Source organism: Micromonospora sp. NPDC005413 (genome assembly GCF_040606435.1).
In the GTDB taxonomy this organism is placed as follows: Bacteria; Actinomycetota; Actinomycetes; order Mycobacteriales; family Micromonosporaceae; genus Micromonospora.
This window is the reverse complement of the sequence record NZ_JBEXEV010000004.1, coordinates 280044-294833: the sequence shown is the minus strand read 5'-3', so window position 1 is coordinate 294833 and position 14790 is coordinate 280044. Positions and strand designations below refer to the sequence as shown.

Genomic DNA, 14790 nt, shown 5'->3' with positions numbered 1-14790 from the left:
CGGATATCGGCGAGCGGGCGTCGGTAGCCCGACGTTCGACTGCCAACGGCCCGAGTGGATCCGTACTCTTCGTGCCCATGACTCCGGATCATGATCGGTCGCGGAGCTCGACTGGCCGTGCCGTCCTGTCGGAGCTGCTCTGCGGGCATCGACGCGCCGCCGGCCTGACCCAGGCCGAGCTGGCGTCCCGGGCCGGGGTGGGTGTGCGGACGGTACGTGACCTGGAGCGGGGCCGGTCGCTCCGGCCACAGCGCACCACAGTCGAGCTGCTCGCTGCGGCGATGGCGCTGACCGGCACCAGCCGGGCGGCGTTCCTGGCCGCGGCCCGCAGCACCGGTGGCGGTGAGCCACCCCAGCCGGATGGCACCCCGGCGGCGCTCGCGGTCACCGGCAGCACCGCCTCGACGGCCGAGCCAGCCGGACCCGACCCGCAGGTCGCTCTTCCACCGCCGGTCGCGCTGATCGGCCGCGACAGCGATGTCACGGAGCTGGCCGGGATGCTGACCGCGGAGCGTGGCCCCCGACTGGTGAGCCTGGTCGGGCTGGCCGGGGTTGGCAAGACCGCGCTCGCGCTCTCCGTCGCGCACGCGGCAGCCGGTGCCCACCCGGGCGGCGTGGCGGGGGTGCTGGTCGGCGAGGGTTCGGACGGACCGGACGTGCTCGCCGCCTCGCTGGCGGTGCTCGGTGCGGCCCGGCTGCCGGAACTCGTCGCCCGGCTCGCCGGCCGGCCCGCGCTGCTGGTCATGGACGCGATAGAGCACTCGCCCGGCCCGGTGGCCGCGACGCTGCACCGGTTGATCGGTGCCCTCCCCTCGTTGCGGGTGCTGGTGACCGGCCGGCATCCGGTCGGGCTGCCCGGGGAGCGGGTCTGGCCGGTCGCGCCACTCGACGTACCCCCGCCGGGTGCCGAGCGGCGCGGGCCGGCCACGCTCGGGTCCTGGCCGGCGGTCGCGCTGTTCACCACCCGTCTGGCCCAGGTCCGTCGGGAGCCTCCTGCCGCGGACGAGCTGCCTGCTCTGGCCGCGCTGGTCCGCCGGCTGGGCGGGCTGCCGCTGGCCATCGAGCTGATGGCCGCCCGCGGCCGGATCCTCGACCTCACCGAGCTGCTCGACAGGTACGGCGACCGCGTGCTCGACCTGGCCACCCCCGCCGATCCGGCGGTCCACCCCGGCTGGGACAGGCCGGATGGGCCCCGCCGCTCGGTCGGCGCGGACGACACCGGGGCGGTGGTGGTGGTGACCCTGCGGGACGCGGTGGAGACCAGCTACCGGCTGCTCGCGTCGAACGAGCGGGCGGCGCTGCGCAGGCTCGCCGTGTTCGGTAACCGGTGGTCGGTGGAACTGGCCGAGGAAATGCTCGTCGACAAGGTCGATCGGGACGACGCGGTGGCGATCGATCCCGTTCTCCTGCTGGACCGGCTCGTCGAACTCGGCCTGCTGAGCGTGCGCGGAACCGGGCCGTCCCGGTTCCGGCTACTCGACGCGGTACGCGACTTCGCCACCGAGCAGGCGGCCGGCGGTGGCGAGCTGACCTGTATCCGGCGTCGGCATGCGGTGGTGATCGCCCGACTGGTCGCGCGGATCGCCGCCGATCTGGTCGGTCCCCTGCTGCCCGAGGCGTTGCATCGGCTGGACGAGGTGAGCAGCGACATCAGTTCGGCGCTGGCCCACGCCGCGACCGACGATCCGGTGACCGCTCTCCGTCTGGCGGCGTCCCTGACCCGCTGGTGGCGGTTCCGTGGCCGCGACGTCGCCGGCCGGCAGTGGCTGCGCCGGTTGTTGGCCGATCCGCGGACCGTCGACGCCGACCCCGTGCTGCGGGGCTGGGGCGAACTCGGGGTGGCCCGGCTCGCCGCCGAGCACGGCGCGGGCGCCGACGAGTTGCCGACGGCACGGGCCGCGTTGGACGCGTTTCGGCAGGCCGGCGACATCAGCGGGGAGTTGGAGGCGCGGATCGTGCTGGGCGCCCTGCTGATCGGTGTCGGCCGGCGCGACGAGGCCCGCGAGCAGGCCGAGACGGTGCTTCAGCTGGCCTCCCGCAACAACCGGGTCCGGGACATGGCGGTGGCCCAGAACAGTCTCGCCTGGCACGAGATCCGGGTCGCCGATCTGGCCGCGGCGCACCGCCGGCTGGCTGCGGTGGACCGGCTCACCGCCGAGTGTGGTGAGCAGCGGCTGCGGGCGCTCTCCTGGGCCAACCGGGCCGAGGTCGTCCGCCTGGAGGGCCGGTACGCGGACGCGGTGGACCAGGGCCGACGGGCGGTGGCGGCGTTGTCCGAGCTGGGTGATCCGCGGCATCGCCGACGGGTGCTCGGCACGATCGGGTTGGCGCTCGCCCAGGACGGTCGCGGTGACGAGGCGTCCGAGGTGCTCACCGAGTTGCGCGCCGACACCGCCGAACTGGCGGTCGCCGCACGGTCGCGGCCGCCAGCGGAGCGAGCCGGGCCGCCGCAGCCGCGTCTGGACGGTGTGGTGCCGGCCGGGGGCGGCCCGAAGGCGGCGATCTGCGCGTTGATCGAGGGGAACGTGGCGCTGCACCGGGGTGACCGGGAGTTGGCGGCCGAGTGGTTCGCCGCCGCTGCCGAGGCCGGTCAGGACCGGCGGGACGCGGTGGAGGCGCTGGTCGGGCTGGCTGCGAGCACTGCTGACCCGGCGATCCTCGACCAGCTCGACCGGGTCTGCCAGGAGCGGGGCGTCCGCCTGCTGCCGCAGGAGTCGGAACTGCTCTACGCGCTGACCGCCGGCCGGGGCGGGCCGCCCGCGCGATAGTCGTGAGCGGGTTGCCGGGTGGGGAGTGGCGCGGGCGAAAAGCCCCCTTGGTGCTGCCCCTCGCTGTTCGCCCGCGCCGTCACCCCCCGGTGATCCCCGGTTGACGAAAGCCTGCCACCGCGATCGAGGTGGAAAGCCTGTTTCGGGCGGCATGTCCGGCTGGTTGGGTCAGTTCTGCCGGTCTTTCTGCCGGTGCTGCCACCGCGTCAGAGCACGGGTGCTCAGGGTCGGGTGGCGCCATCGCTGGCGATGATCTGCTGATCAGGGCTGACATCGTCGCTGCCGGCGGTGGCACAGGGATGCGCGGCGTCGCGGACCCGGCGTAGCCCGTCGAGCAGAGCCGCCAGGGCATCGGGGTCGAGTTGCCCGGTGAACCACTGCTCGATCATCTGCAGGTGCCCGGGTAGCGTCTCGTTCAGTCGCTGCATCCCGGCGGCAGTGACCACCGCGTACGAGCTGCGCCGGTCGCTCGGGCAGGCCTGCCGGACGAGCAGCCCGTCACGTTCCATCCGGTCCACCACGCGGGTCACCCCGCTGGTCGACAGGGAGGTCTGCGCGGCAAGGTCGGTCATGCGCAGCTGATTGCCCGGCGAGCGGGCCAGTCGGGTGATGACCTCGAACTCGACCGCGGAGAGGCCGTGCTCCTCGAGTTGGGCGGTGAACCGGGTTGACAGCCCGGCGTGTGCCTCGAAAAGCAGGCCGACGGCGGTGATCCGGGGATCGTCGAAGACGTTGGTCACTCGTTCACTCTACCAGTACTTGACACGGGGAATGTTGTTGCGGTTATAGTTGCTGAAGCAGTCGTTGGGCTACTAAACAATTCTCCTGGAGGACAGCAGCATGACCAGCAGCACCGATGCGGTTACCCGCGACTGGGACGGCCTCACCATCCCGGCGGCCGGCACCTACGCGCTCGACGTGGCGCACAAGCGGGTGGGCTTCGTTGCCCGGCACATGATGGTGAGCAAGGTCCGCGGTGAGTTCAACGAGGCGACCGCCACCATCACCGTCGCCGAGGACCCGCTGCAGTCGTCGGTCGTCGCGACCATCCAGGCCGCCAGCATCGACACCACCCAGGCCGACCGGGACGCGCACCTGCGCAGCCCCGAGTTCCTGGACTCGGACAAGTTCCCGACGCTCGAGTTCCGCAGCACCGGGGTCAAGTCCCGTCGTGGCAACGAGTTCGTGCTCACCGGTGAGCTGAGCATCAAGGACGTCACCCGGCCGGTCGAGCTGGAGGTGGAGTTCGAGGGTGTCGGTCGTAGCCCGTTCGGCCAGGACATCTTCGGCTTCTCCGCGAGCACCGAGATCGACCGCGAGGAGTTCGGCCTGACCTGGAACGTCGCCCTGGAGACCGGGGGCGTGCTGGTCAGCCGCAAGATCAAGATCGAGATCGAGGGCGAGGCCGTCCGCCAGGCCTGATCCCCCGGATCATCGGTACGCAGGGCCCGCGCCGCACGTCGGCGCGGGCCCTGCGTCGTCTCCCCGCCGGACGTCGGCGTCGTGGTAATTGTCACGAGATGTTCGCACCGACATGTGATCCGGTCGAACACCGGCGGGGTACAGATGCCGCCACGAGCGTGCCCGCTCGGGTCGACGTCGGATCACTGCCTCTGACCTCTGGCCCCGGTCAGGTGGGCGCTCCTAACGTGGATGGTTCACAATGCGCTTCCGGGACGGCAGGATCCCGATCGCGTCGGCGTCGGGAGGACACATGGGCAGGGACGTCTCGCAGGGCGCCTTCACCCGGGAGGATCGCGTCCGCTATCGGCAGAAGGTGCGACGGTGCCTCGACGTCTTCGCCCTGATGCTGGACGACTTCGGGTTCGACGCCGACCGGCCGATGACCGGCCTGGAGATCGAGCTCAACCTGGTCGACTCGGCGGCCGAGCCGGCGATGCGCAACGAGGAGATCCTCGCCGACATCGCCGACCCGCTCTTCCAGACCGAGCTGGGGCAGTTCAACCTGGAACTCAACGCCGAGCCCCGACTGATCGAGGGCACCGGCTTCGCCGACTACGAACACGACCTGCGCGGCAGCCTCTCCCGGGCCGACGAGCGCGCGGCCAAGTCCGACGCGAAGATCGTCCTGGTCGGCATCCTGCCCACCCTCACCGAGGGCCACCTGGTCGAGGACAATCTCTCCACCAACGAGCGCTACCGGGTGCTCAACGACCAGATCGTCGGCGCCCGGGGCGAGGACATCGAGCTCGACATCCGTGGTGTCGAGCAGTTGCGGACGCACACCGACTCGATCGCCCCCGAGGCCGCCTGCACCAGCCTCCAGTTCCACCTCCAGGTGGCACCGGACAGCTTCGCCGACTACTGGAACGCGTCTCAGGCCATCGCCGGTGTGCAGGTCGCGATCGGGGCGAACAGCCCCTTCCTGTACGGCCGCCAACTGTGGGCCGAGACGCGGATCGCCCTGTTCCAGCAGGCCACCGACACTCGTCCGGACGAGCTCAAGGCCCAGGGCGTACGGCCCCGGGTGTGGTTCGGCGAGCGGTGGATCACCTCGATCTTCGACCTGTTCGAGGAGAACGTCCGGTACTTCCCGCCACTGCTGCCGATCTGCGAGGACGAGGACCCGGTGGAGGTGCTGCACGCCGGCGGTGTGCCGCAGCTCGGGGAGTTGAGGCTGCACAACGGCACGGTCTACCGGTGGAACCGTCCGGTCTACGACATCATGAACGGCCGTCCACACCTGCGGGTGGAGAACCGGGTACTGCCGGCTGGTCCGACGGTGGTGGACATGCTCGCCAACGCGGCCTTCTACTTCGGGCTGGCACGCGGTCTGGCCGAGGCGGAGCGTCCGATCTGGAGCCAACTCACCTTCAGTTCCGCCGAGGAGAACTTCCACGCCGCCGCCCGACGTGGCCTCGACGCCGTGCTGCACTGGCCCGGGCTCGGCGACGTGCCGGTCACCAAGCTGGTGCTGGAGCAGTTGCTGCCCACCGCCGCCGCCGGCCTGGACGGGTTCGGTGTCGCCCCGGAGCAGAGGGACCGGCTGCTCGGCATCATCGAGCAGCGCTGCCGAACCGGCCGCAACGGTGCCGTCTGGCAGACCGAGGCGGTCTGGGCGGCGGAGCGGCGCCGGGGCCTGGACCGGGCCGGGGCGCTGCACCACATGGTCCAGCGGTACGCGGAACTTCAGCGCGCCAACGAACCCGTTCACACCTGGCCGGTCGACTGACCCGCGCAGCCGGGGTCAGTCGGTGGTGGGGCGGGCTGGCCGCCGGGTTGACCGGCCACGCCGGCTGCTCGCTGTCGGGTCCTCCGCCGCTCCGCCGCCCGCGGGGTCGGCAGGGCCGGATTCGGCAGGGCCGGAGAGGCTCGGCTTCGTACGCGGCGCCGGCACCCGGGGGACGGCGGCAGTCTCGCCCGGCTGGGAGCCCGTCCTGGCTGTCTGCGGTGCGGCGTCGGCCCTGCCGCGCCGAGCTGCGGTGCCGATCGACGAGCCGAAAGCCGACGGCTCGGAGTCGGTGACCGCAGTCGGGTTGGCCCGAGCGGTCGAGGTCCGCCCGCTCGCGGTGGCAGAGGTCGAGTCGGTCTGAGCCGGCTCGGTCTTCGTGCCCGGACCAGCCGCACTCCGGGTGGCCGCGCGGTTCCGGTCGGCACGCTCGCCGAGGACGGCGGCCAGCACCGAGCCGCCGAGGCCGACGATCACCGCGTACGGGGCGATCAGTTGGGTGGACAGCTGCGCGGGGCCCAGCGTCGACCACTGCGGCAGGGTGGTCAGGTAGGCGAGCGCGACGAGCACCGGGCCGGCCGCGCCGGAAGCCGCCGCGCCGACACGGTGCGCGGCCGACCGGGCGACCCGCCGGGCGGCCAGCACGCCGATCAGCAGCGCGGGCACGAGTGCCAGCAGCGCACCGGGCCAGTAGAGCTGGTCGGAGATCCAGTACCGCGGGTGGTCCGGGTCGAGCTGCCAGGTGCCGAGTTGAGCGCCGGTCAGCCCTCGTCCGACGCGTACCCCGTCGATCACCGAGACCACCGCGAGCAGCCAGAGCCAGGCGGCCGTCACGGTCACGTTGATCGCGGCGGCCCGGGAGCGAAGCGCCCAGATCGCGACGAACACGCCGATCAGGATGCCCAGCACCGCCTGTACGGCGGCCGTCCGTTGCGGCGCGCCGGTGTCGGCGCCGATCGCGACCCGCGCGGGTACGGCGATCAGCAGCACGGTGACCAGCCCGCCGATCCCGGCGCCGAGCGCCAGGGCCACCCGCCGCAGCAGGCCACCACGGTCGTTGGGCGGGGCCTCGGCCACCTGCGCCGACTGCGTGTCCGTCGCCTCCGGGCCGGTGGCGTCGCCGGCCGATGGGCGCCCGCCACCGTGGGTCGCCTGCTCCGGCGCGATCGCGGGGTCAGAGCCGTCCGTCGTCTCCGGGTCGGTCACCTGAGGCCTGGCCGCCGCCGGTGCGTTCCGTTGGTGGAGCCGCTGCGCGCAGACCGCGCCCAGCACCGTCGAGCTGGCGGCAAGCCAGGTGGCCCAGGCGAGGCCGTCCGCCCAGGCTGTTTCGGTGGCCCCGGCATCGGTGGGCGTCCAGGTGATGACGCCGAGCCCGTAGCCGAAGCCCAGTTGCGCGGCGCCTGCGCCGGCAGCGACCCCGATCGCCGTAGCGATCGACACTCCCCAGCCCTGTCTGGCCATGCCGGGCAGCGTAACGTCCCGTCGTCGGCGCGGCGAGTCGCAACGACCCGCCGCTAGGGACCGCAGGCGGAGCGTGTTGGGCGGCAACCGGTACGGTCGCCGGTGATGAGGCGGTGGGCGGTATGACGGACGCGAACACGGGTCAGCGGGATTCCACCGGTGGCCGGGACGGCGGCGGTGCGGGCCGGGCCAGCGTACTGCTGGGTGGTGGGTTGGTCGCCGTGCTGCTCGCCGCGGTCGGCGCGACCGGTGGCTGGCTGCTGGCCGGCGAGGACGACACACCCTCGGCGGATCCGCTGGCCGTCGCGACCGCGACCGGTACTCCGACCGGTCGGGCCACCGCGCCCCGGCCGAGCACCGGCCGGACCACACCGTCGGCCGTCCGGACCTCCGCCACCGCAACCAAGGGGGCCGGCCTGACCGTGCCACCGGTGGTCGGCACCGACTTCGTGGAGGCCCGGGACATGTTGCGCAAGCAGCGACTGGGCTGGCGGCTGGTCTTTGGCGGTGGCGCCGGGCGTTCGGTCGAGAGCGCCTCACCGGCCGTGGGCACCGAGGTTGCCCGGGGTACGACAGTGCAACTGCAGGTGGCCGGGCCAGCGCCCGCCGCCGAGGTGCCGGACGTGGTCGGCGAGGACTGCGCCAGGGCGGTCGACGAGCTGATCGACGAAGGCCTCTACCCGCGCTACGTCAGTGGACGCAGCGGAAAGGTCAGCCGGCAGAATCCAGCCGAGGACGGTTCTGCCCGGTGGAACGACGAGGTCAGCATCTGGTGTGGGACGGGCGGCCTCCAGCCGCCAACGACGAAACCCACTTCCTGATCTGAGGCCCCCGGCGTCGAGCGGTCCAAGGTCGTGCGCCACGCCCGTGCCGGTGGCCGGCGCGACTCGGCACGCTGATCCCCACCGATGACGGCGTGGGCGACTAGGTTGGCGGTCGAGGGCCATAACGCCCGTCCGGTTCGGGAAAGGACGTGCGATGAGCGACGACCGCCAGGAGCCTCCCGCCAGCGAGCACGACGACGACCGGACCCGCCCTCTGCCACCCGCCGCCGACCGGCCGGAGCCACCGAAACCGGCCCGACCTGCCACCGATCCGGATGAGACGGCGCCGTTCGACCGTGCCGCATCGCCGGATGAGACGGCGCCGTTCGACCGGCCTGTCCCGGCTGGTCCCGCCGTGTCTCCCGACCAGACCGTGCCGATTGATCGTTCTACCGGCACGCAGCCGGGCACGCCGGTCGACCGGACGGAGCGGATGCCCGCCGAGCGGCCGACCCCGCCGTCGTGGTCCGGGCGGGCGGAGGTTCGGCCGCCCCGGCCGGCCGAACCCTCCGGGGAGTGGTACGTCGAGGAGCAGGGTGGCCGACGCTGGTGGCTGCCGATCCTCTGGGGTGTGCTCGCGTTGCTGCTCGCCGGCCTGCTCGGCGGAGCGATCTGGTGGGGGCTCGCCAACCAGGATGACGACCGGGACGAACCGGGTTCCACCCCGTCCCTCCCGCCGGCCAGCGCCACCAGCGCCGCGCCGACCAGCGCATCCCCCACCTCGGCGGCGCCGACCAGCGAGACGCCGAGCAGCCCGGCCGCCACCACCGCGCCGGCCGAGGTGCCGGTGCCACCGCTCGCCGGCCTACCGCAGGCCACCGCGGAGGGGTTGCTGAACCGGCTGGGCCTGGCCTACCGGGTGGTGTACCGCCCGTCCGAGCTGCCGCCCGGAACTGTGGTGGGCACCGAGCCGGGGGCAGGCACGCCAGTGTCGACCGACGACGAGGTGTTGTTGGTGATCTCCCAGGAGCGGTCCTCGACCGCGTCGACCCCGACCACGCCGAGCCCGACGGTGACGAGCACGCCGTGACCGGTGGTCACCACATCCGACGACGGGTGCCGACCAGGCCGAGGCCAGCCAGCGAGATGGCGAGGCCGAAGATCCCCGACCAGAACAGGGAGCGGCGGATGTCCGTCGCGGTGTGCCCGGTCGGAGCTGCTTCGGTGAGTTCCTGACGGCCGTTGGACTGGCCGCCGCCGAGGCCGGCCACCGGCCCGGTCGGGTCGGCAACTCCGGCGTGGCTGCCCGGGGCGTCGGCGCCGATCCAGCCGGTTTCCCCGTGCGTTGATGGACCGTCGTCCATCGGCGGGTCGGCGTCGACCACGGTGATCTCCGGTGCGGGCACCGGCGCGGTCAGCCGGGTGGACGACATCGCCGGGTCGTGGACGAGGACCACGAGTGTGGCCATCGCCCCGAACAGGGCGAGCAGTCCAAATGCATAGGCGATACGGGAGCGGTGATGCCGCCGCAGGGCGGGCTGATTGACCATGACCATCCCAGGGTCAGGGTCCTGGACGCGCGGGTGGAACGGTGCCGGGGTGGGCGTACCGATTCTATGGCGGCGGCACGCCCACTGGCGGCGGATCTGGTCGGTCAGCTCACCCGGACCGGGGTACGGGCGATCGGCCGCCGGGCCCGTACGGTGTGCGGGCGGGGCTCGGGCGCGGCCTGCAGTTGCTGCAGCCCTTCCCGCTGGACGAAGATCGACCGTCGGTTGACAGCGTCGCCCGCGACGTTCAACTCGTAGCCGTCGAGCCAGAGCCAACCGTCGTAGGTGGGCCAGTCGAGGACCCGGATCACCCGGAACTTGATGGGCCTGAGGAACTGGACACTCGCCGCGCGAGTCACGTGCAGAACGTCACCGGTGCGGGGAAGCACATGGGCTCCTGGGAAGGATCGGCCGGCGATTGTGCCGGCGGTGCCTGAACGGGGGACGTCTCGGCCGGCGACGGGGTCGTGCCTCGTGAACCGGTGGTGCGGATGGTGGTGGTCGGGCCGTACTCCGCTGGTGGCGTGCCGCCACCCGACCATCACCCGGCTGCTTCCGGGAACCGCGCCCGCCGCCGCAGCTTGCCGGCTTGCAGCGGCGGGGTCTTTACCCCGGAGCAGGTCTCGGTGTCGCCGGCCGGGCCCGCGTCGTGCCCGGCTTCCCCGGATTGGTGGGGTCACCACTCCGGGGGAGCGGACGGAGACGCTGAGTGATCCGTGCCATACGGACAGAGTGCATCAGGGACGTGCTTCATGCAAGTTGCACGTCGACTTTTGCCGATACGTGAGCGTGTCCCGCGAAAGGGCTATTGAAGCCATCCGCGTCCGGACGGCACACTGAGAGCGGTTTCGCCCGTCGCGGCCGGCCGAGGACCGGCACCATCCCCTCGTCGCGAACGCCCGCCGGTCGACGGTCGCGCCCCCGGCGGGTGTCACCCAGTGGCGCGTCAACCGGAGGTAGCCCGAGTGGGGTCGAGCAGCCAGCGGCGGGGACCAGTGGCTCACGGGTTGCGCGATGAGTGAGCGGCGCAGTCCCACCATCAGACGGCGGCGGCTCGGTGCCGAGCTGCGCCGCCAGAGGGAGTCCGCCGGAATAACCATCGAGGTGGTCGCCGAGCAGTTGGAGTGCTCGGCGTCGAAGGTCTCCCGGATCGAGACCGGGCACACCACCGCCACCCCTCGCGACGTGCGGGACATGCTGCGGATCTACGGCGTGGTCGGTGCCGAGAGCGACGAGCTCGTGCAGATCGCACGGGAGGCCCGACAGAAGGGCTGGTGGCACCCGTACAGCACGGTGCTCGTCGGCGCGTACGTCGGGTTGGAGGCGGCGGCGAGCTCGATCCGGGCATATGAACAACAGGTCGTGCCGGGCCTTCTGGAGACCGAGGAGTACGCCGGCGCGATGATCCGCGCGGCTCGGCCGGATTTCACCGCCGACCAGGTGCACCAGAGGGTGCGTGTCCGTCTGGGCCGTCAGTCGTTATTGACCCAGGACGATCCGGTCGATCTGTGGGTGGTGCTCGATGAGGCGGTGGTGAGTCGGCCGGTGGGCGGGGACGAGGTGATGCGCGGCCAACTCAAGCGGTTGGTCGAGGTGGCCGAGTTGCCGAACGTGACGCTGCAGATCCTGCCCTTCGAGGTGGGTGCGCACGCCGGCATGGACGGCACTTTCACGATCCTCAGCTTCCCTGAGCCCGGTGATCCGGATGTTGTGTACGCGGAGAACGCCACGGGTGGGCTTTTTCTTGAAAAGAGCGACGAACTACAGAAGTACAGCTTCATCTTCGATCACATCCGCGCTGCGGCCATACGCCCAGAGGAGTCCGTCGCACACATCGCAAAACTGGCAGAGGAGCCGTTGTGGAAATGGCGACCAAGGGGTTCCCCGTGGACCTGACGCAGGCAGCATGGTTCAAGAGCTCGAAGAGCGGGCCGAACTGTGACAATTGCGTGGAGGTGGCATACGTGACGGGGGCGGTCGGAGTGCGGGACTCGAAGGACAAGGCGGGCCCAGCCCTGGTCTTCGCACCGGGTGACTGGCACGCCTTCGTCGCCGGCACCCGAGGCGGTGCGTTCGGCGAGTTCTGACCGAGTGGTCAGCTGAGGTCCCCGTCCGGGTTCGCCCGGACGGGGACCTTGCCGTGTCCGGGGAGGGCCCGGCGGCTGGTCGTGTCACGACGGCGGTCGGCGAGGTTCCGCCGGGATTCCCGTCGCCACAGCGGGCCCGTCTCGTTGAACCGGTCGGTACGACGCAGGTCGACGACCTGCCGCACCGATCCGCAACCGAGCGAGGTAGGCGAGACGGATGACGACGATCGGCTCAGACAATCTCACCAACGGTCCGGGCAAACCGGAGCGGTTCGGTGGCAAGTACCGCGGAGCGCGTCGAGACACCGTACTGACCGAGGTGGTGTCGACCGACCAGGAGCTGGGCGGACGGGAGGCGTCTGCCTCCGAGTCGGCCGACCCTCCGCTCTCGCTGCCCTCGCTGGACCCGAACCCGCTGGTCGAGCCGTCGTTCCCGCCGACCGGCTGGCCGATGGAGCCCGCCGGGTCGCTGGCCGACCACCCGCTGCTGCGTGGCCTGCTGATGGAGTTGCCGCCGAAGGGCAGTGTGCCACCGCCGGGCTGGCTGGACCGCTGGTTCGAGGCGACTCGGGCGATCCTGGAGTTGCTATACGTGCAGGGCTCCGGCCGTCCCCGCTGACTGTGGTGCCTCCGGCTGGGCCCGCTCGGCGAACCGACTGTGCCGTAGTGCGTGCCGGACACCGATGGCGGCCACCGCGAGCACGCCCACGGTGATCGCCGGGCCGGTGACACCGGGGTCAGCTCCGAGGTCGGTACCGGCCGCCGCGATCACCGCTGGCAGTGTGGCCAGGGCGGTCGCCTGCAGTGGCAGCCCGACGAGCGGATGGGCCGCGGAGGCACGCAGCCCGTGCGGCGCGGGTGTGGCGGGGGCACTGACGAAGGCGCCCGCCCCGGCCCGCAGCCGGCGGATCCGCCGTAGGGAGCAGACCGCCGCCACCAGCGCCGGGCCGGCGGCCAGGGTGAGCCCGGCGGCGGCCCGGTCGACCGGCGTGGCACCGGCACTGAGCAGTCCGCCGCCGAGCACGGCCGCGGTGAGCGCCATACCGGTGAGGGCCAGCACCAGCAACCATCCGGTACGTCGGCGCAGCACGCGGGTGTTGCGCAGCCGGGGCAGCCCGTCGGCGACGACGCCGGCGGTCAGCCAGACGGCGGCGACCGGAAGCAGGATGGTGAGCTGACTCTCCATGTTCGAGAGTCTTTCCCGAATCGCGGCGGGGCGAATCCGGGCCGGTCCCCCGTTCGCCCCGGACGCCGGGCCCGTAGGGGGCCATCCTCTGAAGGTTATGGGTATTTCGACATGTTCAACTGCCTGACGGCTGACCTACCCTCAGCTAGATCGGCACGTGTCGATTGATGTTGCGGCCGGTGGTCGCCTTCCGCCGCCGGTCAGAGGGAGGTAGGAAATGGGTCTTCCACGCAGGTCCGTACTGGTCGGGGTGGCCACGGCGACCGTGCTGGCCGTCGGCACCCCGGCCCTGGCCGCCGCCGAACCCGTCGGCGTGGTTCGGGCCGCCGGCGGAGCCACCGCCGTGCCGGACAGCTACATCGTCGTTCTCAAGGACAGCGCGGTGGCCCGGGACCGGGTCGGCGACACCGCGAAGCGGCTCTCCGGCCGTCACGGCGGCACGGTGGCCCGCACCTACGGCGCGGCGCTGCGCGGCTTCGAGGTCACGGTGAGCGCGAGCGCGGCGGCGCGAATCGCGGCCGACCCCGCAGTGGCGTACGTCGAGCAGAACCACACCGTCTCGATCTCCGGAACACAGGCCAACCCGCCCTCCTGGGGCCTGGACCGGATCGATCAGCGCAACCTGCCGCTGGACAGCTCCTACACCTACCCGAACACGGCGAGCAACGTGCACGCCTACATCATCGACACCGGTATCCGCTTCACCCACAACGACTTCGGTGGTCGGGCCACCTCCGGTTACGACGCCGTGGACGGCGGTTCGGCCGACGACTGCAACGGGCACGGCACGCACGTGGCCGGCACGGTCGGCGGATCCGCGTACGGGGTGGCCAAGGCCGTCCAGCTGGTCGGCGTACGGGTGCTGAACTGCTCCGGCAGTGGCACCAACGCAGGCGTGATCGCCGGCGTCGACTGGGTCACCCAGAACGCGATCAAGCCGGCGGTGGCGAACATGAGCCTCGGCGGCGGCGCGAACAGCTCCCTGGACACCGCCGTCCGTAACTCGATCGCGTCCGGTGTGACGTATGGCCTGGCGGCCGGCAACGACAGTGGCGCGAACGCCTGCAACACCTCGCCGGCGCGCACCGCGGAGGCCATCACGGTGGGCTCGACGACCAACACGGACGCCCGCTCGTCGTTCTCCAACATCGGCACCTGCCTGGACATCTTCGCCCCCGGCTCGTCGATCACCTCGGCCTGGTACAGCAGCAACACGGCGACCAACACGATCAGCGGCACCTCGATGGCCACGCCGCACGTGGTCGGCGCGGCAGCCCTGGTGGCGAGCGCCAACCCGGGCTGGACGCCGCAGCAGGTCCGCGACCAACTGGTCGCCAACGCCACCCCCAACGTGGTGACCAGCCCTGGCACGGGCTCGCCGAACCGGCTGCTCTACGTGGGCACCGGCACCACCCCGCCGCCGCCCACCGGCTGCACCGGCACCAACGGCACCGACGTGGCGATCCCGGACGCTGGCGCGGCGGTGACCAGCTCGATCACCATCGCCGGCTGCGGTCGCAACGCCTCGTCTGCCTCCACGGTCGCGGTGAACATCGTGCACACCTACCGCGGTGACCTGGTCATCGACCTGCTCGCTCCGGACGGCAGCGCGTACCGGTTGAAGAACAGCGGTTCGGACAGCGCCGACAACGTGATCGCCACGTACACGGCCAACGTGTCCGGTGAGGCCGCCGATGGCACCTGGCGCCTCCAGGTGCGCGACGTCTACTCGGCCGACACCGGTTACATCAACACCTGGACCCTGACGGTCTGACCGGTCTCCC

At 71.9% G+C, this 14790-nt stretch carries 14 protein-coding genes; 9 read left to right on the top strand and 5 right to left on the bottom strand.

Annotated elements, in window-relative coordinates:
- The first annotated feature begins 77 nt into the window (after nt 1-77).
- Nucleotides 78-2768 carry a helix-turn-helix domain-containing protein gene (locus tag ABZS37_RS08885; RefSeq protein ID WP_355167006.1) on the top strand — a complete coding sequence of 897 codons (2691 nt, stop codon included), beginning with the start codon at nt 78-80 and terminating at the stop codon, nt 2766-2768.
- Nucleotides 2769-2989: 221 nt separating this feature from the next.
- On the opposite strand, the gene ABZS37_RS08880 is transcribed toward ABZS37_RS08885, so the two are convergent.
- Nucleotides 2990-3508: a MarR family transcriptional regulator gene (locus ABZS37_RS08880; RefSeq protein ID WP_355167004.1), complete on the bottom strand. Its 519-nt coding sequence runs from the start codon at nt 3506-3508 to the stop codon at nt 2990-2992.
- Nucleotides 3509-3608: 100 nt separating this feature from the next.
- On the opposite strand from ABZS37_RS08880, the gene ABZS37_RS08875 reads away from it, so the two are divergent.
- Both ABZS37_RS08875 and ABZS37_RS08870 read left to right on the top strand, forming a co-directional pair.
- Entirely contained in the window at nt 3609-4190 is a 582-nt protein-coding gene (locus tag ABZS37_RS08875; protein WP_355167002.1) for a YceI family protein, read from the top strand.
- A 292-nt stretch (nt 4191-4482) separates the two neighbouring features.
- Nucleotides 4483-5961, top strand: coding sequence for a glutamate--cysteine ligase (locus tag ABZS37_RS08870; protein ID WP_355167000.1), 1479 nt, complete (start codon nt 4483-4485; stop codon nt 5959-5961).
- Between the two features lie 15 nt (nt 5962-5976).
- Here ABZS37_RS08870 and ABZS37_RS08865 read toward each other — a convergent pair whose 3' ends face one another.
- Nucleotides 5977-7419 carry a hypothetical protein gene (locus tag ABZS37_RS08865; RefSeq protein ID WP_355166998.1) on the bottom strand — a complete coding sequence of 481 codons (1443 nt, stop codon included), beginning with the start codon at nt 7417-7419 and terminating at the stop codon, nt 5977-5979.
- 122 nt (nt 7420-7541) lie between these two features.
- Here ABZS37_RS08865 and ABZS37_RS08860 point away from each other — a divergent pair, with 122 nt between their 5' ends.
- Both ABZS37_RS08860 and ABZS37_RS08855 read left to right on the top strand, forming a co-directional pair.
- Complete coding sequence (locus ABZS37_RS08860; protein ID WP_355166996.1) at nt 7542-8240, top strand: PASTA domain-containing protein; 699 nt, start codon at nt 7542-7544, stop codon at nt 8238-8240.
- Nucleotides 8241-8397: 157 nt separating this feature from the next.
- On the top strand, nt 8398-9273 hold the full coding sequence (locus tag ABZS37_RS08855; RefSeq protein ID WP_355166994.1) for a PASTA domain-containing protein: 876 nt from the start codon (nt 8398-8400) through the stop codon (nt 9271-9273).
- A 7-nt stretch (nt 9274-9280) separates the two neighbouring features.
- On the opposite strand, the gene ABZS37_RS08850 is transcribed toward ABZS37_RS08855, so the two are convergent.
- Together ABZS37_RS08850 and ABZS37_RS08845 are read right to left on the bottom strand one after the other, a co-directional pair.
- Nucleotides 9281-9739, bottom strand: coding sequence for a hypothetical protein (locus ABZS37_RS08850; protein WP_355166990.1), 459 nt, complete (start codon nt 9737-9739; stop codon nt 9281-9283).
- A 98-nt stretch (nt 9740-9837) separates the two neighbouring features.
- Entirely contained in the window at nt 9838-10122 is a 285-nt protein-coding gene (locus tag ABZS37_RS08845; RefSeq protein WP_355166988.1) for a hypothetical protein, read from the bottom strand.
- 625 nt (nt 10123-10747) lie between these two features.
- On the opposite strand from ABZS37_RS08845, the gene ABZS37_RS08840 reads away from it, so the two are divergent.
- From ABZS37_RS08840 to ABZS37_RS08830, 3 genes are all read left to right on the top strand, one after another.
- Nucleotides 10748-11629 carry a helix-turn-helix transcriptional regulator gene (locus tag ABZS37_RS08840; protein WP_030487606.1) on the top strand — a complete coding sequence of 294 codons (882 nt, stop codon included), beginning with the start codon at nt 10748-10750 and terminating at the stop codon, nt 11627-11629.
- Complete coding sequence (locus ABZS37_RS08835; RefSeq protein ID WP_355166986.1) at nt 11599-11820, top strand: DUF397 domain-containing protein; 222 nt, start codon at nt 11599-11601, stop codon at nt 11818-11820. The genes ABZS37_RS08840 and ABZS37_RS08835 overlap by 31 nt, the downstream gene beginning before the upstream one ends.
- 217 nt (nt 11821-12037) lie before the next feature.
- On the top strand, nt 12038-12439 hold the full coding sequence (locus ABZS37_RS08830) for a hypothetical protein (RefSeq protein WP_355166984.1): 402 nt from the start codon (nt 12038-12040) through the stop codon (nt 12437-12439).
- On the opposite strand, the gene ABZS37_RS08825 is transcribed toward ABZS37_RS08830, so the two are convergent.
- Nucleotides 12407-13006 (bottom strand): hypothetical protein, encoded by a 600-nt coding sequence (locus ABZS37_RS08825; RefSeq protein WP_355166982.1) that lies wholly within the window; start codon nt 13004-13006, stop codon nt 12407-12409. The two genes, ABZS37_RS08830 and ABZS37_RS08825, sit on opposite strands and share 33 nt — an antisense overlap.
- 217 nt (nt 13007-13223) lie before the next feature.
- Here ABZS37_RS08825 and ABZS37_RS08820 point away from each other — a divergent pair, with 217 nt between their 5' ends.
- On the top strand, nt 13224-14780 hold the full coding sequence (locus ABZS37_RS08820; protein ID WP_355166980.1) for a S8 family serine peptidase: 1557 nt from the start codon (nt 13224-13226) through the stop codon (nt 14778-14780).
- Nucleotides 14781-14790 lie beyond the last annotated feature (10 nt).

Bases quoted from the DNA above. Each gene is read 5' to 3' on its own strand.
- ABZS37_RS08885 (WP_355167006.1), top strand. From the start codon at position 78: ATGACTCCGGATCATGATCGGTCGCGGAGCTCGACTGGCCGTGCCGTC.
- ABZS37_RS08850 (WP_355166990.1), bottom strand. From the start codon at position 9,739: ATGGTCATGGTCAATCAGCCCGCCCTGCGGCGGCATCACCGCTCCCGT.
- ABZS37_RS08830 (WP_355166984.1), top strand. From the start codon at position 12,038: ATGACGACGATCGGCTCAGACAATCTCACCAACGGTCCGGGCAAACCG.
- ABZS37_RS08840 (WP_030487606.1), top strand. From the start codon at position 10,748: ATGAGTGAGCGGCGCAGTCCCACCATCAGACGGCGGCGGCTCGGTGCC.
- ABZS37_RS08835 (WP_355166986.1), top strand. From the start codon at position 11,599: ATGGCGACCAAGGGGTTCCCCGTGGACCTGACGCAGGCAGCATGGTTC.
- ABZS37_RS08875 (WP_355167002.1), top strand. From the start codon at position 3,609: ATGACCAGCAGCACCGATGCGGTTACCCGCGACTGGGACGGCCTCACC.
- ABZS37_RS08820 (WP_355166980.1), top strand. From the start codon at position 13,224: ATGGGTCTTCCACGCAGGTCCGTACTGGTCGGGGTGGCCACGGCGACC.
- ABZS37_RS08860 (WP_355166996.1), top strand. From the start codon at position 7,542: ATGACGGACGCGAACACGGGTCAGCGGGATTCCACCGGTGGCCGGGAC.
- ABZS37_RS08870 (WP_355167000.1), top strand. From the start codon at position 4,483: ATGGGCAGGGACGTCTCGCAGGGCGCCTTCACCCGGGAGGATCGCGTC.
- ABZS37_RS08865 (WP_355166998.1), bottom strand. From the start codon at position 7,419: ATGGCCAGACAGGGCTGGGGAGTGTCGATCGCTACGGCGATCGGGGTC.
- ABZS37_RS08855 (WP_355166994.1), top strand. From the start codon at position 8,398: ATGAGCGACGACCGCCAGGAGCCTCCCGCCAGCGAGCACGACGACGAC.
- ABZS37_RS08825 (WP_355166982.1), bottom strand. From the start codon at position 13,006: ATGGAGAGTCAGCTCACCATCCTGCTTCCGGTCGCCGCCGTCTGGCTG.